17 protein-coding genes are annotated in these 20,906 nt (G+C 46.8%); 12 read left to right on the top strand and 5 right to left on the bottom strand.

All coding sequences use genetic code 11. The features are described 5' to 3' along the window. Both Q1A41_RS16340 and Q1A41_RS16335 read left to right on the top strand, forming a co-directional pair. Positions 1-663 (top strand): DUF4194 domain-containing protein, encoded by a 663-nt coding sequence (locus tag Q1A41_RS16340; protein ID WP_299981148.1) that lies wholly within the window; start codon positions 1-3, stop codon positions 661-663. Beyond that, complete coding sequence (locus Q1A41_RS16335) at positions 663-4,313, top strand: SbcC/MukB-like Walker B domain-containing protein (RefSeq protein WP_299981146.1); 3,651 nt, start codon at positions 663-665, stop codon at positions 4,311-4,313. Before Q1A41_RS16340 ends, Q1A41_RS16335 begins: the two co-directional genes overlap by 1 nt. 91 nt (positions 4,314-4,404) lie before the next feature. Here Q1A41_RS16335 and Q1A41_RS16330 read toward each other — a convergent pair whose 3' ends face one another. Continuing rightward, positions 4,405-4,968 carry a hypothetical protein gene (locus Q1A41_RS16330; RefSeq protein WP_299981144.1) on the bottom strand — a complete coding sequence of 188 codons (564 nt, stop codon included), beginning with the start codon at positions 4,966-4,968 and terminating at the stop codon, positions 4,405-4,407. 284 nt (positions 4,969-5,252) lie between these two features. Here Q1A41_RS16330 and Q1A41_RS20410 point away from each other — a divergent pair, with 284 nt between their 5' ends. From Q1A41_RS20410 to Q1A41_RS16315, 3 genes are all read left to right on the top strand, one after another. Then, positions 5,253-6,329 carry a response regulator gene (locus Q1A41_RS20410; RefSeq protein ID WP_363322441.1) on the top strand — a complete coding sequence of 359 codons (1,077 nt, stop codon included), beginning with the start codon at positions 5,253-5,255 and terminating at the stop codon, positions 6,327-6,329. Between the two features lie 5 nt (positions 6,330-6,334). Further along, positions 6,335-6,796, top strand: a complete 462-nt coding sequence (locus Q1A41_RS16320) for a PAS domain-containing protein (protein ID WP_299981142.1) — start codon at positions 6,335-6,337, stop codon at positions 6,794-6,796. Positions 6,797-7,221: 425 nt separating this feature from the next. Beyond that, complete coding sequence (locus Q1A41_RS16315) at positions 7,222-8,628, top strand: PhoH family protein (RefSeq protein ID WP_299981140.1); 1,407 nt, start codon at positions 7,222-7,224, stop codon at positions 8,626-8,628. 51 nt (positions 8,629-8,679) lie between these two features. Here Q1A41_RS16315 and Q1A41_RS16310 read toward each other — a convergent pair whose 3' ends face one another. Continuing rightward, on the bottom strand, positions 8,680-9,576 hold the full coding sequence (locus tag Q1A41_RS16310) for a neutral zinc metallopeptidase (RefSeq protein ID WP_299981138.1): 897 nt from the start codon (positions 9,574-9,576) through the stop codon (positions 8,680-8,682). A 127-nt stretch (positions 9,577-9,703) separates the two neighbouring features. On the opposite strand from Q1A41_RS16310, the gene gmk reads away from it, so the two are divergent. The 4 genes from gmk to Q1A41_RS16290 all read left to right on the top strand — a co-directional run bounded on the left by gmk (position 9,704) and on the right by Q1A41_RS16290 (position 13,450). Then, on the top strand, positions 9,704-10,321 hold the full coding sequence (gene gmk, locus Q1A41_RS16305) for a guanylate kinase (protein WP_299981136.1): 618 nt from the start codon (positions 9,704-9,706) through the stop codon (positions 10,319-10,321). Between the two features lie 184 nt (positions 10,322-10,505). After that, entirely contained in the window at positions 10,506-10,766 is a 261-nt protein-coding gene (gene rpoZ / locus Q1A41_RS16300; protein WP_299770448.1) for a DNA-directed RNA polymerase subunit omega, read from the top strand. Between the two features lie 164 nt (positions 10,767-10,930). Further along, on the top strand, positions 10,931-13,039 hold the full coding sequence (gene spoT / locus Q1A41_RS16295; RefSeq protein ID WP_299981135.1) for a bifunctional GTP diphosphokinase/guanosine-3',5'-bis pyrophosphate 3'-pyrophosphohydrolase: 2,109 nt from the start codon (positions 10,931-10,933) through the stop codon (positions 13,037-13,039). A 27-nt stretch (positions 13,040-13,066) separates the two neighbouring features. After that, positions 13,067-13,450 carry a RidA family protein gene (locus Q1A41_RS16290; RefSeq protein WP_299770452.1) on the top strand — a complete coding sequence of 128 codons (384 nt, stop codon included), beginning with the start codon at positions 13,067-13,069 and terminating at the stop codon, positions 13,448-13,450. Positions 13,451-13,512: 62 nt separating this feature from the next. On the opposite strand, the gene Q1A41_RS16285 is transcribed toward Q1A41_RS16290, so the two are convergent. Beyond that, positions 13,513-14,517 carry an AraC family transcriptional regulator gene (locus tag Q1A41_RS16285; RefSeq protein WP_299981133.1) on the bottom strand — a complete coding sequence of 335 codons (1,005 nt, stop codon included), beginning with the start codon at positions 14,515-14,517 and terminating at the stop codon, positions 13,513-13,515. A 143-nt stretch (positions 14,518-14,660) separates the two neighbouring features. On the opposite strand from Q1A41_RS16285, the gene Q1A41_RS16280 reads away from it, so the two are divergent. Next, positions 14,661-15,494: a TauD/TfdA family dioxygenase gene (locus Q1A41_RS16280; protein ID WP_299981131.1), complete on the top strand. Its 834-nt coding sequence runs from the start codon at positions 14,661-14,663 to the stop codon at positions 15,492-15,494. A 92-nt stretch (positions 15,495-15,586) separates the two neighbouring features. Here the strand turns inward: Q1A41_RS16280 and Q1A41_RS16275 are convergent, their stop codons facing one another. Together Q1A41_RS16275 and Q1A41_RS16270 are read right to left on the bottom strand one after the other, a co-directional pair. Further along, on the bottom strand, positions 15,587-16,822 hold the full coding sequence (locus Q1A41_RS16275; protein ID WP_299981129.1) for a DUF418 domain-containing protein: 1,236 nt from the start codon (positions 16,820-16,822) through the stop codon (positions 15,587-15,589). A gap of 32 nt (positions 16,823-16,854) precedes the next feature. Continuing rightward, entirely contained in the window at positions 16,855-17,724 is an 870-nt protein-coding gene (locus Q1A41_RS16270; protein ID WP_299981127.1) for an SDR family NAD(P)-dependent oxidoreductase, read from the bottom strand. Positions 17,725-17,835: 111 nt separating this feature from the next. On the opposite strand from Q1A41_RS16270, the gene Q1A41_RS16265 reads away from it, so the two are divergent. Continuing rightward, positions 17,836-18,765 carry a hydrogen peroxide-inducible genes activator gene (locus Q1A41_RS16265; protein WP_299981125.1) on the top strand — a complete coding sequence of 310 codons (930 nt, stop codon included), beginning with the start codon at positions 17,836-17,838 and terminating at the stop codon, positions 18,763-18,765. 5 nt (positions 18,766-18,770) lie between these two features. Beyond that, complete coding sequence (recG, locus tag Q1A41_RS16260; protein ID WP_299981123.1) at positions 18,771-20,852, top strand: ATP-dependent DNA helicase RecG; 2,082 nt, start codon at positions 18,771-18,773, stop codon at positions 20,850-20,852. The last annotated feature ends 54 nt before the right edge of the window (positions 20,853-20,906 follow it).

Below are 20,906 nucleotides of genomic sequence, written 5' to 3'. Positions count from 1 at the left end.
ATGTTCAATCAAATGCTACAACAGGCTCTACATGAAAAAGCCATTCGAGTGGAAGACTTTTCAGAGCTGATGATTCGCCTTTTGGACTATGGCATTATCAACCGTGATGAAAGCCAAATCGAAGCTACGCTTTACGACCGCTACTTACAGTGCCAAGAACTGGTTGATGATTACCTATCAATTATTGGGGTTCGTATTGAACACGATGAACAGTTTTGTTTTGTGAGAATATACCCACCTGGTGCCAAGGCCCCGAACCTTCAAGATGACGAACATAGCCCGTTCAATCAAGGCTTTCGTCATCGTCCCAATCAAATGGAAATGGCCTTGATACTAGTACTTCGAGTGGAATATGAAAAGTCACTGCGCGAAGGCTTAGTCGATGACAAGGGCTGTGTTTTGATCTCTATGGAAGAAATAGCCATCAGTTTAAACAATCTCCTCAAACGGAAACTGCCAGAAGCTCAGCAGGAACGCCGCCAACTTTTCCGCAACCTACGACAGCTACGTATTATTCGCTTCAACAGCGAAACCGGCAACGACGATGCAGAGAGTTGGATCAGTATTCAACCCGGCATTAGCAGCTTAGTCAGCCATGAGGTACTTGCTCAACTTGATCCGGAAAGTCAAAGCGGCCTAAATCAAAGCGAGGGAGATGACTAATGTTCTGTAAGAAAGCCATCCTCGTTAACTGGGGCAATATACCTCCTATCGAATTTGACTTCGGCCCCGTTAATCTATTTTCTGGCGGTAATGGATCAGGCAAAACCACAGCGGCAGATGCACTGCAAACATTAATGACCGCAGCCCATGAAAATTTATTTAATTACAACCCAGGGCAAGACGAAACCAGTCAGCGTGGCCGCGGCGGAAAACAGGTTCGAACACTAGCATCCTATATATTAGGCTGTGACGACGGAAGCTACGCCCGCCCCGCCAAATGCCAAGGCTATATAGCTGCTTTATTTCACCCAACTCAAGGTGAGAGCGGACAGGCGTTCTGGGCCATAATGGCAGTGCAAGCAAGCCTGGAAACCGCCGGCAAACAGCGCCAGGCTCGCCAAGATGAATTACTTTTTTTGATAGCTCCCAGCGAACATATCCCTGCTGGCGCCATCAACCTTGCGACCTTTGTAAAAGAAGACAAGGGCGGAAAATATATCCTACCAATGGGCAACCTTGCTAAAAATTTGCGCATTGAGTTCGGCCAGGAAGCGGTAGAAAGCTACGATAAAAAAAGCAGCTACTTGCGCCGCTTATATGGTGCTCTTCGCGGGCAGGGCGGCGCGGTTTCAGATCGTGAAGCGAAACACGCCGCCAAGACCTTTTCCAACTTTATGGCCTATAAACCGGTTAAGAGTATCAATGAATTTGTAGCCAAAGAAGTTCTTGAGCCCAAGGATTTGAGCGAAGATATCCGCCAGGTTTCGGAGCTAATGAAAACAATTCATGGCATGGAGCAAGAAACTCGCGCCCTGAATGAATCCATTGATCGCTTAGAAGACGCCAATGGAAATGCCGTAGAGTTTTTAGATATTTGGCAACAAATACGAGTCTTAGAATATGCCGAGCTCTATCGTAGGCAGCGCAGCCTACAAAAAAGTTACCTCGCTAAGAAAGATCAGCAGCAACAGAATCAGCTGGCTGCCAAAGATGGTTTGCACAGTATCGAGTTGGCTGAGCGTAAAAAGAGTATCTTGTTCGATCAAATCACCGAACTTAGCGCCAAACGAAAGGGCATCTCTGCGTTAAAAGACAAGGATGAATTGCAGGCTTTGGCGGAAAGATCTCAGCAGCAACTCAGCAACCAAGCACCGCGACTACTGCAACAACTGCACAGCTTTAGCGAAAACTACCAGCAAGCCCAGAAGCTACTGAAAACTATTCAGCAAAGCTCGCTGGAGTTAGAGTGCCCAAGCTTAGCTCATGGCCTGTGCCAAAAAGCGCTAAAGCAAGTGATATCTCTTGGCGATGAAACCGGCATTGATGCTCAAAAATTGATGACCATCGATTTCCTTGGCAGCGGCGACCTAGAAAGGAAGCTTGAAGAGCTTGTTAAGCGAGATAATAGCCATCAACATCTTTACTCAGTGGTGCACCATAGTGAAGAAGGCCAGGACAGCCTGCGAGATCAGTTGTTTGCATTGGCTCAGAGACGCCGAGAAAAACAAGATAGAAATCGCCAACAAATCGATGCGCGCGAACTTGAAGTTCAACGCCTCGGTCAAAGCAAAATCTCTTACCCTGGATATATACAGCAGGCCTTAAACGCCATTGAGCAAGAGTGCCCAGAGGCCAAGCCCGCAGTACTTTGTGATTTTATTGAAGTCAGCGATCCTCAATGGCAGATGGCCATTGAGGGATATATCGGCGGCGCCAGATTTGGCATTATCGTAGAAGCCGATTATGAAGCCGAGGCAATTGCCATTGTTCGTAACATTGGCGGTAGGCGGGGCGGCCAAAATAGAGCTCGCGTCATTCAAGGCCATAAAGCAGCTCGAGATGCGAGTCGGCTCAACACACCGAAAGGCTCTATCGTCGAATTGATGGAGTTCAGCCACAAAACAGCCGAATATTATATTCGCGCTTCATACGGCAGCGTGGTGCGTGCGGAAGATGAGCAAGAGCTTCGAGGGCTCCATCGAGGCTTATGCGCCAATGGTATTGGCGCAGGCAACTATGCCATGTTCCGCTGTGATATCGATGCTGGTGATCTACTATTCGGCCAGGGCGCTCGTGATCGTGCAGTAATCGCCAAGCGTGAGCAAATTGACGAGCTTTTAGCGCAGAGTAAACATTTAGAAATTTCCTACCGAGAAGCGGCTAATTGCTTAGACGCCTGCGACAAGATTACTGCGCCTAAGTCGGTAGATATCGTTCATGGGTTACTAGATTGTTATCGCGAACTGGAGCAAGCCGAGCAGGACATTAGCAATCTTGATCTCAGCGAATTTGATGACCTTGAGGCACAGCTACAGCAGCTAAAAGGTGAGCACCTATCGTTAGAAAAACAAATCAATGAGCAACATCAGGCGCAGGGCGAGTATAAAAATAAATCTCAACAACTTGAAATTGCCATTGATAAATTAGCCGATGAGCAAGACAGCTTACAGCGGCAGCTCGAACAAGGTGAGTCTGCCGTCGATGATATCGCCAAGCACAGTAGTAACTTCGATAGCCAAGAAGCGCTTAGTAAAGCAGAGCATTTAGCTGCGAATGCTAGCGATAGCCTACTGCCCCAATGCAACGACTTAAGAGGGCAGCTGGAGCAAATCGAACGCAAGCTAGATCAACAACTTAGCCAACATAACCAGCTATGCAACAGCCACTGCGCTATACCTTATCTTTCCAGCAGTGATAGTCGCGATAGCATTGAGATGTACCAGCAAGTGCAGCACGCCCAGCACAATATTGATGGTGTTTACCACTCGCTGAAAAACAACGTACTCGTTGGCAAACACGAGAATTTACTGGCTCTCAAGGACAGCTTTAATACAGCTTTTGTCAGTAACCTTTGTCATTCTATATATCAAGCTATTGGTGACGGTAAAGAGCAGCTTGAAGTATTGAACTTGGAGCTACAACATCATCGCTTTGGTGATGATCGCGAGCGGTTTTTCTTTGGCTACGACTGGATCCCAGAATTTAAGGAATACTATAAGTTCTTTAAAGAAGTAATAGATACGCCAGATCTTGGTGATGGTAACTCTCTATTCGATGCTGAGCTGAGCAAAAAATCGCAGCAGGTGCGCGATAAGCTGCTTACTATGCTGTTGGATAAAGATGAGCAAACCGCCTTGCGCGAGTTGAATCGCATTAGTGATTATCGCAATTATCGAAATTACGAAATTTATAAAGAGCCCCTAAACAAGGAAGCCATTGCGCTTAGCACCTACGGCACTGGTTCTGGCGGTCAATTGGAAACCCCTGCCTACATTATTCGCGCAGCGGCCGTAACTTCGGCCTTTCGCTTTAATGAAGGTAATACTCATTGTCGCATGGTGTTGGTGGATGAAGCTTTCTCCAAGATGGACGAAACCCGTTCGCGCCAAGTGATCCACTACCTTACCGAATCACTAGGTTTGCAATTGCTGTTTATTATGCCGACCAGTAAATCTGGGCCATTTATGGATCTAATCAGCCATCAAACTATTTTTAGCAAGTGCCCAGCAACACAGGCTGTGGGTGAACTACAAACCCGAGTTTTAGTGGATCGAAAAATTTGCAACACAGACAAAATCAAGGAGCTATGGGCCAAACACCGCAAGACCGTTAGGCATCAAGCGATGTTGGATTTTATGGAAGGGATCTGAGCGTACATTTCCGGTTTTTGGATTCACCGCCTAGCACTTTCGCTAGGCGGACTCGCAGCAACAACTATTTTTAGCAAGCCCCAGTAACAACTTAAGCCAATACTTGCTGCTCATCTTCACGGCTGATGTAAAGCGCCGTTTCAAGCAATAGCCCCATATCTTGTCGGTCTCGCGGATCAACAACTAACAAAGGGATATTCTGATCTAGACATTCGAAGACCTGAAACTTATGTAGCTCACGGCTAAAAACCGTCGCACCCGGGTCTGCCTTAACGTCCATATGGCTAATGCCCACCACAATGCGTGTACTTTTTGCTAAATCTCCTATTTGCAACAACTGCTCCCTTAACATTGCCAAGGGATTATGCACCGCATTACTGATCAATATCACCACCGCCGCCACTCCTCGTCGGAGCAAAACCTGAATAGTCTCACTGTTTTGGCTGCCCTGGGTGCCCAATAGATGCATTGACTGCCCATCGCGCATATTGATCAACTCATAGTCAACCGAGTCGCCAAACAGCACATTATGCTGGGAATTGAGCAACCCTAAGCTACGCTCATCAAATGATGATCGAGCCTCACTGATGGTTTTAATAGCCGTGCTTTTCCCAGCGCCAGAGGGCCCTACGAAAACAACTTTATGTTCACTCATTACTCTTCCCTGTGGGTAATACTTGGACCCCAAACTGAAGCTAAGTCGTTAGTTTGATGGTTTTATTTGCCAACCGGCACTAAAGAGCCAAACATTATGCTTTTCCAAGTTGAACCTTAAATGAATAACTACAGATATTCTGCGGAAATAAATCACCCAAACTGGACACTTTACGAGCAAAGCCAGCTATAAACTGCATAGGACTACTCAAGTCATCGATATCAGGCAGAAAGCTGGAAATTCTCTGCTACATTTATTAGTAGTTTCAAAAATAAGAGCAAACCATGTCCACTCCTGTATTAATATGCGACGACTCCAACATGGCGCGTAAGCAATGCGCCCGCTCTCTGCCCGACGGCTGGCCAGTTGATGTTAGCTTTGCAACAAATGGCCAAGAAGGCGTCGAAGCAATCAAAGAAGGCAAGGCTGAATTGCTACTGCTAGACCTCAATATGCCGGTTATGGACGGCTATGAGGTTTTGGAAGCGATTCGCGCGCAAGACCTCGAAACAATGGTTGTTGTCATTTCTGGTGATATTCAACCGGAGGCACGCAACCGCGTAAAACAGCTTGGCGCCATCGACTTCATTAAGAAACCTGTCGATAAAGACAAGCTAACCAGTATGCTGCTTGAGTACGGCATCATTGACGCTGAGCTACTCGCTAATAAAGAACAACAGATCATTGAACCTCAAGTAGCAAAAGACAAACCCAGCAAAGCTCCAGAACTCAACAAGAGCGAAAGCAAAGACAGCATAAAAGAGCTAGATCCTCAGCTGCGCGATTGCTTGCAAGAGATTTCAAATGTCGCCATGGGTCAAGCTGGCGACATGCTAGCCCGTTTACTAAAAGTCTTTGTAGAACTACCAATTCCCAACGTTAATCTGATTGAAGTCAGTGAGCTGTGCATGGCTTTTGCCTCAGTTGAAGATTTTGACGAAACCTCCGGGGTTTGTCAGGGTTTTATTGGCTCCGGTATCAGTGGTGAAGCATTACTAATTTTAAATGACTCTAGTTTTGGCGATATGGCAGCCCTACTGAATTATAAAGGGCAACTTGATGACAGCGCCGAGCTCGAGGTATTGATGGATATTTCAAATATCTTGGTGGGCGCCTATTTGAAAGGATTAGCCGAACAGCTAGACCTTCATTTCAGCCGCGGCGCCCCAGTAGTTTTAGGGCAGCATTGCGATGTAAGCCAACTTCTGGAAATCAATAACCAAGCGTGGCAGAGAACACTGGCCATCGAGCTAAGCTATGCCATTGAAGACTATCCAATCAAGTGCGATCTTTTGTTGTTTTTTACTGAAGATAGCATCCCGCACTTGGCGCACCATGCCTCTTATTTATTGGACGACTAGAAACCATGATCGAACAAGATGATCAATTAAAAGAATTTTATTGGTACATCGATATTTTGCAGAATGTCGATGTTGGCCTTGCTGTGTTAGATAAAGATTACAGTATTCAACTTTGGAACGGCTTTATGGAAAACCATAGCGGCCACCACCCCAACTCCACTAAAGACCAGAATCTCTTTGAGCTGTTTCCTGAAATTGACGAGGCTCGCTTTCGCAGCAAAGCCGAATCGGTATTTTTGCTGCAAAGTAGTGCATTTAGCAGCTGGGAACAAAGACCTTATCTATTTAAGTTCAAAACCTATCGTCCAATTACCTGCACGGCGCCTCACATGTACCAGAACACGACAATTATTCCACTGGTATCGACAACTGGAGAGGTCAATCATATCTGTGTCATTGTCTATGATGTAACTGAAGAGGCCATGTACAAACTCGGCCAAGAAAATAACGCCTCCCTCAATGCCTGAGTCACGTTCAGGCGGCCTTCGTACTGAGCCGCCTGTCAGCTTAACTATTTGCTCAATAAACTTCTATGCCAGTAAGTGCTGCCTAATACCTTAATATCTTCGCTATATTTTTATCTAAGTTTTTCTACAGACACTAAAACCTGATTTCTAAACGTCTGATTTATCTACGATATTTTAAAGCTCAAAACATAATCGGAAATTTGTCTCGCAAAGCCCTTGCCAAAGACATTCAAAGATGGAAATATTGTGGGTTCCCGAGGCACTCCTTCTCTACCCCTATCTTCCAAAACTTAAAAAAAACATCATCATTAAGCCCTAGTTTTAATCATCCAATACTGTTATAAAAATCAAAGGTGGCTTTGCTAAGCAAGCTAAACTGCCGAATTAGCTCAGTCATTCCCATTCCACCAAAAAAGGGATTACATATGGGTGAATCGCTGTTGACCATTGGGAACACACAAGAAACAAAAAACACTCGCTATGTATTAGATACAAATGTTTTGATTCACGATCCAACTGCGCTACTGAACTTTGAAGAACATAAAATATCCATCCCCATGACCGTGCTTGAAGAGCTGGACTCTTTAAAAAGCGGTCGCAACGCTGTCGCTGCTGATTGCAGGCAGGCCATTCGAGAGCTGGACAAAATTTTAGGCCGTGCCGATTTAGACGAAATCGAAGCCGGCGTGCCCATCAAGCGCGGAGAAAAAAGTCCAGCGCTAGGCAGCCTGTCCATAATCATGCAACAGACCCCGGAGGGAGTCAGCACATTACCTACTCACTTAAACGATAATAAAATACTCAATGATATCTATTTTTTACAACGCCAGAGCCCCGATGAGCATATAGTGCTCATCAGCAAAGATATTAATATGCGTTTAAAAGCTAAAGGTTGTGGCATTGAAGCTGAGGACTACCATAACGACCAACTTGTTACTGATATTGAAAAGCTGAACAAAGGCTTTTTGGAATTCTCTGGCAGCTTCTGGGATCAAATTCAACAAGTCGATACATTTCAAGAATTAGGTCGAACCATTCACCATCTAAATCGATGTCATATTTTGCAGGAGTGCACTCCCAATCAATTTATCTTAGATGAGCAAGGCTTCGTTGGTAGGGTTCTTGAAGTAAGTGAAGAAGAAGTTCAATTATTGCACCTGGACCGACATCATTTATTGGAAACTGAAGCCTGGGGCCTAAAGCCTAGGGATATCTACCAGGCCTGCGCATTAAATTTATTGCTCGATCCTGATGTACATATTGTTAACCTAACGGGTTCAGCGGGTTCCGGAAAAACTATTTTGGCCTTGGCTGCTGCAATAGAAATGACTGTCGCCAATAAATACTATCGCAGAATTATCGCCACTCGCTCGACCCAAGGCCTAGACGAAGACATCGGCTTTCTACCCGGAACTGAAGCTGAAAAAATGGAACCCTGGCTGGGAGCGATTACTGATAACTTAGAAGCCTTGCACTGTGACGACGAAGACTGCTCCGGCAGTGTTGATTATGTACTTAACAAAGTGCCTTTGCATTTTAAATCTCTGAACTATATTCGCGGCCGAAGCTTTCAACACAGCTTAATCTTAATTGATGAATGCCAAAATTTAACCCCTCATCAAATTAAAACCATTATTACCAGGGCAGGGGCGGGCTCGAAAGTGATTTGTCTGGGAAATCTTGCCCAAATAGACACACCCTACCTCAACGCTACCAGTTCAGGCTTAACGTATTTGAGTGAGCGTTTTAAAGGTTTTCAACAAGGCGGGAATATTCAACTACAAGGCGTACCTCGATCGATCCTGGCTGAATACGCTGAATCACATCTGTAAATTACACAACAAACGGGTCAGAACCTTTTTGGTTCTGGCCCAAGAAAAAGACTACAATTTCGCCGCTTTAAAAGTATCGCAACTCTGTAAGCTACCTTGCTGCAAGCCATTTTTAAACCAACGAATTCTCTGCTCGGCTGACCCATGGGTAAAGGCATCGGGCACTACATAACCCTGAGCTTGTTTTTGCAAGGTATCATCACCTATCGCACTGGCCGCTTGCAGAGCTTCTTCTACATCACCGGCTTCTAAGATCTGCTGTTGCTTTTGAGCATGATGAGCCCAGACACCAGCATAGCAATCAGCTTGCAGCTCTACCCGAACTTGCAGGGCATTGCCTTCTGTTTTGCTGAGACGGCGTTTAGCTTGATGAGTTTTATCAAGAACACCAAATACATTTTGCAAATGATGACCTACTTCATGGGCGATAACATAAGCTTGGGCAAAATCGCCTGGGGCGCCATGGCGACGAGCCAACTCGTCAAAGAAGCCCAAATCTAAATACACTTTATTATCAGCTGGGCAGTAAAAGGGCCCCATCGCCGAAGAGGCTTGGCCGCAGGCGCTACGCACACCATTACGAAACAATACTAGGCGCGGTTGCGGGTAGGCTTTGCCAAAGCTCTTCTGGAATATTGCCCCCCAAACATCTTCGGTCTGCCCGAGCACTGCGGTTACAAAGTCAGCCCGCAAATTATCTTCCGGGCTGTTTTGTACCTTAGCCTGACTAAAGCCTTGTTGACCCGGCTGCAATAAGCTCAATGGATTAAAGCCCAGGAAATAAGCAATCGCGCCAACAGCCAAGACTATTCGGCCCACCTTAGTGCCGATCAGCATGCGAATAATGGGCAAGAAGTTCGCTATCGAGCCACCGCCACCAAACTGTGATGGTGAATTATTACGCTGATCATCAACATTATCGCTGCGACGACTGTCTCGCCATTTCATGAGCTACCCTCAATATCTCTAATTGGCTGCTAAGCCCTCAACAAAGCAAGCAAGGCTCTAAGGCTTAGGTTAAAATAGCAATATACCTTATAAAACCTTACCCACGCTTAATAGTACGAGATTTTACATGAGCAAGAGCGGCACTCTATATACCGTTTCCGCCCCTTCAGGTGCTGGCAAGACTAGCCTAGTAAAGGCCTTAATTGATTCCTTGGCTGATGTTCAGGTGTCCATTTCCCACACCACACGAGCAATGCGCCCAGGCGAGGAAAATGGCGTCAACTACCACTTTGTTAGCCAAGACGATTTTCAATCGATGTTAGGCGAAAGTGCCTTTTTGGAGCACGCCGAAGTATTCGGTAACTATTACGGCACCTCACAGGCTTGGGTGGAAAAGACCTTAGCCAAAGGCGGTGATGTAATCTTAGAAATCGACTGGCAGGGTGCCCAGCAAGTAAAGCGCTTAATGCCTGACACACTGGGCATCTTTATCTTGCCACCAAGCCAGAAAGCGCTGCGCCAACGCTTAACCGGCCGCGGACAAGACGACGACAGCATTATTGATGGTCGCATGGCCGAAGCTGTTAGCGAAATGAGCCACTATGTAGAAGCGGATTTTGTGGTCATTAATGACGATTTTGATCAAGCTTTGATCGAGTTTAAGGCTATTTTGCGCGGACAAAGACTACGCCAGGCAAAACAGCAGCATCGTCATAAAGAGCTACTGCAAGAATTACTAAAATAAGCGCAAATACAGGCCAGCTCTTGCCTGGCCTGATCAAAATGCGTACACTAGCGCCCCTTTTTTATATCTATGGCTCAAACTTAGCTAGGTATTTTGCAAAAATACCTCATTCAGGCTATAACTCAGCGGTAGATGATTTTTGCTAAAGGCCCAATCGTTGGGCAAATTTGAATAGGAAAGACTAATGGCCCGTATCACCGTTGAAGATTGCCTCAACCACGTTGATAACCGTTTTGAACTGGTAATTGTTGGCAGCAAGCGCGCGCGTCAAATCGCTGTGCAGGGCAAAGAGCCTATGGTTCCAGAAGAAAACGACAAGCCTACCGTAATCGCCTTGCGCGAAATCGAAGAAGGCTTAATCGATCCTGCCATGTTTGATGTTGAAGAAGATGAGCAAGATGAAATGCCAATCATGCCTATGCAAGAGCCAGGCATTGAGCTGTAAAACAAAAGCGTAATTTGGCACTGACCTCCGGCTGTTAATAGCCACAGAATGTGTTATTTTTAAAGCTAGGCACGTTAGCGAAGGCTAACGCCCTAGCTTTTTTGTTTTCTGGCCGCCGTGTGATGTGATCTATCTACGGGGTTCTTGAGTTACTGGAGCCTAATTTGCAAACCATTGAGTCCCTCAGCAATCGACTCTCATCATATCTTGATCCAGAGCAGATCAATCTAGTCCGACGCGCGTACTACTATGCCGAGCAGGCCCACGACGGGCAAACCCGTCGTAGTGGTGAGCCTTATGTAACTCATCCGCTGGCAGTCGCAGCGATTTTAAGCTCGATGCATATGGATCATCAAAGCCTGATGGCCGCCATGCTCCACGACGTTATCGAAGACACCGGCATCCCTAAAAAGGCATTGGCCAATCAATTCGGCGATACCGTCGCCGAGCTGGTCGATGGGGTGAGTAAGCTAACTCAAATCGAGTTTGGCTCGCGCGAAGAGAAGCAGGCCGAGAACTTCCAAAAAATGGCCTTGGCCATGGCCAACGATATCCGCGTGATATTAGTAAAGCTGGCCGATCGCTTACATAATATGCGCACCTTAGGAGCGCTGGCTTCAGAAAAGATGCGACGCATCGCCACCGAAACCCTAGATATCTACGCCCCTATTGCTCATCGCCTCGGCATGAACGATATGCGTATCGAGTTTGAAAATCGCGGCTTTTCAGCCATGTATCCGCTGCGCGCTCGACGATTACAAGCCGCACTGCAAGAAGCCAGAGGCAATCGCAAAGAGCTGGTCGAGAATATCCAAAGCGCGATTGAGACGCGCCTTGAAAAAGAAGATATCGCCTCATTAGTGCTCGGCCGCGAAAAGCACCTCTACAGCATCTATCAAAAGATGCGCGCCAAGAAGAAATCCTTCCGCGAAATTATGGATGTCTATGCCTTTCGCATTATTGTTGAAGATGTAGACACTTGTTACCGCGTGTTAGGGGTAATGCATAATCTTTATAAGCCGGTAATTAGCGAATTTAAAGACTATATCGCCATCCCCAAGGCTAATGGCTATCAATCGCTGCACACCGTATTGGTCGGTATGCACGGTGTGCCCATTGAAGTGCAAATTCGCACCAAAGAAATGGATGAGCTGGCCAATACGGGCATTGCTGCGCACTGGCTCTACAAGGCGGACGAAGATAGCCCAGTTAGCAACCAAGCTAGGGCAAGACAATGGGTTCAAGGTCTGCTCGAAATTCAACAGCAAGCCGGCAACTCATTAGAATTTATCGAAAACGTTAAGATCGACCTCTTTCCTGATGAAGTTTATGTATTTACCCCCAAAGGCAAAATTATTAGCTTGCCGTCCGGGGCAACAGCCGTAGACTTTGCTTACTCGGTACACACTGGAGTAGGACATCGCTGTGTCGCCTGCCGAATTAATGATCGCCTTGCGCCTTTATCACAGCCATTAAAAAGTGGCGAAAAAGTTAAAATTATTACTGCCGCTGGTGCACAACCCAACCCTGCGTGGCTAAACTTCACCACTTCAGGCAAGGCTCGCAGCTCCATTCGCCACTTCTTAAAGAATCAGCGACACCATGAATCTATCGAATTAGGTGAGCGTTTACTAGGCCGCGCCCTAGCAAATATTAATACCAGACTAGACGAGCTTACTGAAGATCAGATTAAATTGCTGCTAGACGAAACCCATATGAATAATATGGAGGCACTGCTTGAAGATATCGGCCTTGGTAATCGCTTAGCGAATGCTGTCGCCAATATTCTGCAGCAAGATGCCGAGGACAATAAAGCCACTAACATCCACTCGCCGCTAATGATCGATAGCGACGAAGGCATGCTCATTAGCTTCGCCCGCTGCTGCCGACCGATCCCCGGCGATCCAATTATCGGCCACCTAAGTGCCGGCAAAGGCTTGGTGGTACACGTGGAAGACTGTAACAATATTGCAGAACTGCGTCACTCTCCAGAAAAAATCAGTTTGGTAAACTGGGCACCAAATGTCAGCGGCGAGTTCTTAGTTGATATTAAAGTAGAAGTAGAATCTCAGCGCGGAATTATTGCCAGTCTCGCCAACCGCATGGCTGAAGCTGGCGCCCATATCGAGCGCATCAATGTGGATGAGCGCGATGCCCACAACAGCGTGATTGAGCTCTGTATCGGTGTGCAAAATCGTGTTCACCTCGCCAACGTTATTCGCCGGGTGCGCAATATGCACTCGGTAATCAAGCTGACTCGCAGCAAAAATTAACAAGCTAATGACTATTTGAGAAAGACCATGCCAAATCGTTCTATTGTAGAAACCAGTAACGCGCCTTCAGCAATCGGCACATACTCACAAGCCGTAAAGGTTAACAATACCGTTTACCTATCAGGCCAAATCCCTTTGATCCCAGAAACTATGACCCTGGTAGAAGGTGATTTTGAAGCCCAAGCGCACCAGGTTTTTAAAAATTTATCCGCAGTTTGCGAAGCCTCTGGCGGTAGCATCCAGCAAATTGTTAAGCTAAATATCTACCTTACAGACTTGGGTAACTTCCCAATCGTAAACGAAGTGATGGCGCAGTATTTTGAACAGCCGTATCCAGCACGCGCGGCTATAGGCATTAGCCAGCTACCAAAAGACTCATTGATAGAAGCTGATGGCATTTTAGTCGTATAGCCACAAATCATCATCACTTCAGGTATATTGTTATTAAAATTTATACTTGAAGTGATAACAAGTTAAACCACCGCTCTATCACGAAACTGTCTCGGGCTGGAATCAAACCACGACTTAAACGCGCGCTGAAATGCACTAACTTCTGAGTACCCCAGCTCTTGGGATATAAGTGATATTTCAAGTCTTTTATTAATGAGTAAATCGAGCGCCTTTTCCTTTAGTAGGCTCTCTTTTAATTTTCGAAAACAGCTTCCTTGCTCAGCTAAGGAGCGCTGTAGAACTCGTTTGTTTACCCCCAGCCTCTCAGCCACCTGCTCTAGGCTAACTTCTGCGGGCACTTCTTTCTCAATCAACAGCTTTACCTGTTCTTTAATTGACTGGCTTTCTAATTTTGCCCTTACCATTCCTTCAGCATAAGCCAAGTTGATTTCATAGAGGTGTTCGTCTCTCCCTTCAATGGCTCGATTCATTTTTTCCGAGCTTAAGATGAGACAGGAGTACTCTCCAGCTGGTTGCACGCTGAGCTTCAACAACTCAGCTATTTCCTCTAAAGCCAGATCCTTTTGCACTTTGATAGCCACAAGCGGATCTTCTGGGCTGATAGCCCTTAGCAACATTATCGTACCGGTGAGGATTGAGAGAAGCTGCTGCCTATTTGAAGAAGTACTATGAGCACTAGGAATGTAATCGCAGTATATTAAGCCTGCCTGGGCATCCGTTCTTATTCTATAAACACCGTTATCACTAATTAAACCCTGAAATTTCGCGATATGCTCAAATGCTTTTAATGGGGTAGGGCTATGCAGGCAAATCGGCATTAGCACACCGCTAGCCCTAAGGTTTTGCAACATTCCGATATGTACGCCCAAGCACTGCTTAGCTGAAAGTTTTTCAGCCCGGTGCCAAAGGGTGCGAGCGGCTCCTAATTCCAAAGCCCCCAACTGCTCTTGAGGTCGCCGGCTCTCTGGGTATAAGCCATCGAGCAGCTGTTCCATAGGCAAGCCAAGTTGCTCGAAGCTCTCCAATATGCCTTTAATCCATAAACTGTTGATATGGGAATGTCGCACTGATTTAACCTTAAGCCACAAATTTACTAAATGCGCCTATAGTTTAGTCGCAAAGTGTCAACTTTGTACATCAGCTGTCAATGGCATATCGAAAGTTATTCGTAACAATAGAGTCCACTTAATAACAATAAACGGAAACAAGCATGAAGATAACTAAATCCAATGGCGCTTGCGGTGCTAGCGTGGAAGGGGTGGATCTCAGCCAGGAATTGAGCCAAGAACAAGTCGAGCAACTGAGGGCCGCTTGGTTGGATCATCATGTCTTAGTATTTCCCAAACAAGAACTAAGCGATGACGATTTAGAACGCTTTAGCCAATATTTTGGTAGCTTTGCGGGTGACCCTTATTTCCCTCCAATTGAAGGCCGTAAATACGTTGCGGAGCTGCGCAGGGCGGCCGATGAGACAACACCCATTTTTGCAGATGCCTGGCACAGCGATTGGAGTTTTCGAGCCGAGCCCCCAGCGGGCACTATTTTGTACGGTTTGAAAATTCCACCGGTTGGTGGCAATACGGATTTTATTAACCTACATAAGGTGCTGGATGATATGCCAGCTGATTTGCGCGTGCGCTTGGAAGGTAAAATCGCTCAGCATTCCGCCAAGTTGGCTTATGCTCCAGATGGTTTATATGGTGAACGAGAAAAAGATGCCAAGCGCGGAATGAAGATCCTCTATTCCGAAGATGCCTATGATGTGGAAACTCACCCCATAATTCGTAAGCATCCAGAAAGCGGTAAAGAAGGGGTGTTCGGTACTATCTTTGGCTACATTGTAGGAATCGAAGATACTAGCCCAGAAGAAGAGCAGAAACTCATGGAGGATTTGTATAACTGGCAAACTCGAGCGGAGTTTCAGTACAGCCATGAGTGGGAAGCCGGTATGTTAGTTATGTGGGACAACCGATCTGTATTGCACAAAGCCAATGGTGGCTATGAAGGGCATGAAAGAATTTTGCATCGCGTCGTTATTAACTAAGTAGTTATTAACTAGCAAGCGAGTCAAATTTCAATCTTGGTAACGATACAAGCTTGGCTGGAACAATGAACCAGCCAAGCTTGAAGCATCAGCTATCGACGTATAGCTGGAATAGATAAATAACTTAAACATCGCCAAATATATTCCACTGGGCCTTGGCGGAAGTAACGTAACCATAGCGGCGTCAAGTAAAGTTGTAGCGACCAGATCGCAAACATCAGTAATACCAACTGCCAACGAGCGAGCTCACCCCACATGCCGAAACCATAACCATACATAATTGTGGTCCCAATTAAAGACTGCAGTAAGTAATTGCTTAAAGCGGTTTGACCCAGTGCCTGAACCCTCTTTTGAAAAGGTAAAGCCCACTGATAACGACACAACAAGATAATTGCGGAAACATAAGTCAGCACTAACGCTAGCGAAGCTAAAATATTGAGCGGCATTATTCCCCAATAGGCAAAGTAACTTTCCACACTCCATGACGTTGATTGCCCCAAGTACCAAGCCGTTACGGCCAAAGGCAAACCAATAGACAGCCCGGTTATAGATACTTTTTTATACGTAGCCAGCGCCAATTTTCCTTGCAAATACTGCCATTTATAAAGCGCCATCCCAAGGCACATCATGCCAAGTGCTCGATAAAAGCTAGAGAGCAAAAGGATCAAATCAATTTCTATTGTGCCACTATCGCCCTCTTCCTCTAAGCCTAAGCGATAATCTGAAACTTCCTGAAAACTACCCGAGTAATTCTGTTTTATAGCTGCAAGAGTCTCAGCCGTAGGACGAAGATATGCTTTTATATTGGCCAGTGATTCCGCATCCATGCTCGCCATTTTTTCGTTTAAACCCCCTGCACTATAGCTCGCTGCAGCCAATAGAACAAAAGCTATTGTGGCTAGCACCCAAGGAGAGCTTTTGTTCAGTGGGTACAGAAATAAAGCACAAAAGCCATAAATCATGAGCACATCGCCTTCCCACAAAAATGCAGCATGTAGCAAGCCAATCAACAACAAAATAAAGTTGCGGCGATAATGCAAGCCCAGTGTTTTTTCGCCCTTCGCCTGCAACCTTTCAATCAATAATAAAATGCTCGCGCCAAATAATAGCGAGAACATCCCCATAAATTTTTGGTCCGCAAAAATAAAAAACACCGAAAAGATAACATCATTGAGCGGCTCATCGGCCCGAAAGGCCAAGGGGCTTAAATAAGCAGCCATTGGCATCGACATGCCCACTAGGTTCATTGTCAAAAGACCCAGCAAGGCAAAACCGCGAATCGTATCAATACTGCTTATTCTTTCACTCAGGCGAATGCTATTACTCACTAAAATATCCTTTTTAGATGTGGGCTTAGTTTTTAACGTGCTAAATACTCTTCAAGTTGAGCCTGATATCCCTCGCGATAAGTTGGGTATTTAAACTTATATGACGAAGCCAATAAACGTTTTGGAAAAAGCCTTTTACCTGTGGCCGAATTGCAGCTGTATCTCGCCGGCAACTCTGAAGGTAATAAAGACGCTAAATAACTCTTAATATCTCCACGCAATGATGGCTCGCTATCGCTAGCCAAATACATGGCTTCACGTTGTGCGGGCGGCATCTTTAATAAATGCTCTAGCACAGCCACACAGTCTTCAATATGAATACGATTCCCCCAATGCGCATCACTATCGATGTAACTTTTCTCTTCGCGTACTTCTTGCACAAGTTTTGAAAATAGTCGCTTACGCTCCAAGCCATAGATGCCAGAAAAACGTACAACACAGTGAGGCAAACCGCTGTTCGCTAATAAATTTTCAGCCTCCAACATACGTATGCCGTTATACCTTGTAGGCACAGCCGCAGAATCATCATCCAGTATTGCCGTTTCATCTTGCCCGTAAACTGCGGTACTCGAAACAAACATCAGCAGCGGGCATCGATTAAGAGTCGATGCATATTCCACCAATTGGCGTATAGGCTCGACATAAGCCAAACGATAAGCTTCATCACCTCGGTCTGCTGGGGTAAGAGTAATAAGAAGTACATCAAGCGCTTCAAGATACTGGCCATAGCTATGCACATCTCCTGCATTAGCTTGACGCCACTCAAAGCCATCAGGTAAATCCTTTGGGCTACGACTAAAGGCATAGCCATTGGCCTGCCCCTGCAAATTATTGATAAGGCGTAAGCCGATATCGCCACACCCAAGTACAGCAAGGCGAATAGGATTAGGAGTTTCTTTCATTTTAGTTCCAAGAATGCAGAATCAACTGAATCATTTTAAACAAAGCTATTGACTTTAAACTTTTAATAGTTAAATTCTAAATTATCTATTTGTTTGCTGCGAGATTTAATCATGACTTTAACCGAACTTCGCTACATTGTGACCCTAGCGCAAGAAGAGCACTTCGGGCGCGCTGCCGAACGCTGCTTTGTATCACAACCCACTTTGAGTATTGCCGTAAAAAAGCTTGAAGAAGAGTTAGATGTCGCCTTATTTGAGCGCAGCAAGACCCGAGTCCACCCAACACCTCTGGGTGAAAAAATCGTCGCCCAAGCACAAATTGCCCTTGAGCAGACCGCGGCCATTAAAGATCTCGCCACGGCGGGCAAAGACCAACTGGCCAGCCCGCTTAAGATTGGCGCTATCTTTACCATCGGCCCTTATCTGTTCCCACACTTTATCCCAGAGCTGCAGCGTAGTGCAAAGCAGATGCCGCTGTATATTGAAGAGGGATACACCGCCACCTTACGCCACCGCCTGCGCAATGGCGAGCTGGACGTTATCATCGTGGCATTACCTTTCACCGAGGCCGATGTAGTCACCCAAGCACTCTATGAAGAGCCTTTCGAAGTGCTGCTGCCTACTGATCACCCCCTCACCGAAAAGACTCACATCGAGCCAAACGATCTCGACGAATACAATGTTTTATTGCTTGGCGAAGGCCACTGTTTCCGCGATCAGATATTGGAAGCTTGCCCCAACTTACAAGCCAAATTTGATAACAGCAGTAATACTCTTCAAGCAGCGACTGAAGGCAGCTCGCTTGAAACTTTGCGCCACATGGTCGCCTCCGGACTAGGCATCACGGTATTGCCACAATCGGCTGCTGGCACCAGCTATTATTCACCCGGAGTATTAACGACGCGGCCATTTGCAGATCCCGCTCCCACGAGGGCTGTAGGACTCGCTTGGCGTGCGAGCTTTCCGCGTCACCAAGCCATTGATGCCTTGCGCAGTGCCATCTGTGATGGTCATGGTATTTGTACGATTTTGGAGCGCTAAACACGATGAGTGACAAGGCTTTACCCAGCCTCGCCCAAATCGATATCACCGCACTAAAAGGTGTAGGCAAGCAGCTGGCTGAAAAGCTGGCCCGGCTGCATATCTACACACTGCAAGATCTGCTGTTCCATTTACCCAGCCGCTATTTGGATCGCACCAAAATTACCCCTATCGGAGCCCTTCAACCCGGCCAAAACGCAGTGATCCAAGGCATTATCAAAGCCAGCGACGTGGTCTATGGGCGCAGGCGCAGCCTTATGTGCCGCCTGCAAGATGGCACCGGCACATTAACGCTGCGCTTCTATCATTTCTCTGGCAGCCAAAAGGCTAAGCTCACCCCCGGTAGTCATGTACGCTGCTATGGCGAGGCGCGCCGAGGCTCCTCGGGGTTGGAGATGTATCACCCTGAGTACGAGTTCTACGATGAGCAGTCTCAACTAGTATTGCCCGATAGCCTAACCCCGGTTTACCCGGTTGGCGAAGGTATTACCCAATCTCGATTAAGAGGCCTAATCAGCCAGCTATTACCGCAAGTAAATAAGCAAAATGTGCCGGAACTATTGCCAAGCAGCAATGCCGATATTGGCCTGGCCGAAGCGCTTCACTATCTGCACCAGCCTCCCGTAGACGCCGCTGTGGATCTACTAATGGATGGCCTTCACCCATATCAACAACGTCTTGCCTTTGAAGAGTTACTTGCTCATAACCTAAGCCTGCTGCGCGTACGAGACAAGATTCAAGCTAGCCAAGCACCAAGACTCCCTGACAACGAATTAAGCCATGAGCGCTTCCTAAGCAGCCTGAGCTTTAAGCCAACCGGGGCACAAGAGCGTGTAATCCAGGAAATTAGCCACGACATCAATAAACCCGTGCCAATGCTGCGCTTGGTGCAGGGTGATGTTGGCTCGGGTAAAACCTTGGTTGCAGCGGCAGCAGCTCTACAAGCCATTGCCAATGGCTATCAAGTTGCATTAATGGCACCGACGGAAATCCTAGCCGAGCAGCATCGGCAAAACTTTAATCACTGGTTCGAACCTTTAGGGGTAACAGTAGGGCACCTGAATGGAAAGCAGAAGGCCAGCACCCGCAAAGAACAGCTAGCCGCAACAGTAAGCGGAGAAAACCAACTCATTGTCGGGACCCATGCACTGTTCCAGAACGAGGTCGAATTTGCAGACCTAGGCCTCGTGATTATTGACGAGCAACACCGCTTTGGGGTGCATCAGCGCATGGCCTTAAGGGCCAAGGGTCAACATGGCATAGGCCGCCCTCATCAGCTGGTAATGACCGCAACTCCGATACCGAGAACCTTGGCCATGAGTGCATACGCCGATCTCGATATCTCGGTGATTGATGAGCTGCCGCCAGGGCGTAGTCCAGTCAGCACCGCACTGGTGGCCAACGAGCGGCGCCAGCTGGTGATCGACAGAGTCAAGGCCGCATGCTCAGAAGGGCGGCAGGCCTATTGGGTGTGCACCTTAATTGAAGAATCTGAAGCTCTCGAGGCGCAAGCCGCCGAAGTTACTGCTAATGACCTTCAGCAACAACTCAGTGGCTTAGCCGTCGGGCTTATTCATGGGCGCCTAAAGCCTAGCGAAAAAGAAGCGGTAATGGCTCAGTTCAAAGCTGGGGAGATTAAGGTGCTGGTTGCGACCACCGTAATTGAGGTGGGTGTTGACGTTCCCAATGCCAGCCTAATGATCATTGAGAACCCAGAACGCCTCGGATTGGCCCAATTACACCAGCTTCGCGGCCGAGTTGGCCGTGGTAGCACGGCCAGCCACTGTGTACTGTTGTATGGGCAACCACTTTCGGAGTATGGTCGAGCACGGCTCAGCGCAATGCGTGAGACCAACGATGGCTTTAAGATAGCTGAACGTGACTTGGAGTTAAGGGGGCCGGGCGAGGTTCTCGGCACAAAGCAGACCGGTGAAATGCAGTTTAAACTGGCAGATTTGCAACGAGATGCTAACTTAATTAAGAGAATTCGCGACACAGCAAGGGACATTAGCACCGAGCACCCCGAGCTGATAGATCCCATTATTCAACGCTGGTTAGGCCAAGTTGAAGAATATGCTCAGGTTTAAGGGACTTAGGCCGAAATCCTAATACAGGCTTTGCGTAGCTAAGCCAGCTTTGCA

Source organism: uncultured Pseudoteredinibacter sp. (assembly GCF_947502065.1).
Lineage (GTDB): Bacteria > Pseudomonadota > Gammaproteobacteria > Pseudomonadales > Cellvibrionaceae > Pseudoteredinibacter.
The sequence above is the reverse complement of the archived record's forward strand: the minus strand, read 5'-3'. Positions and strand labels throughout refer to the sequence as shown.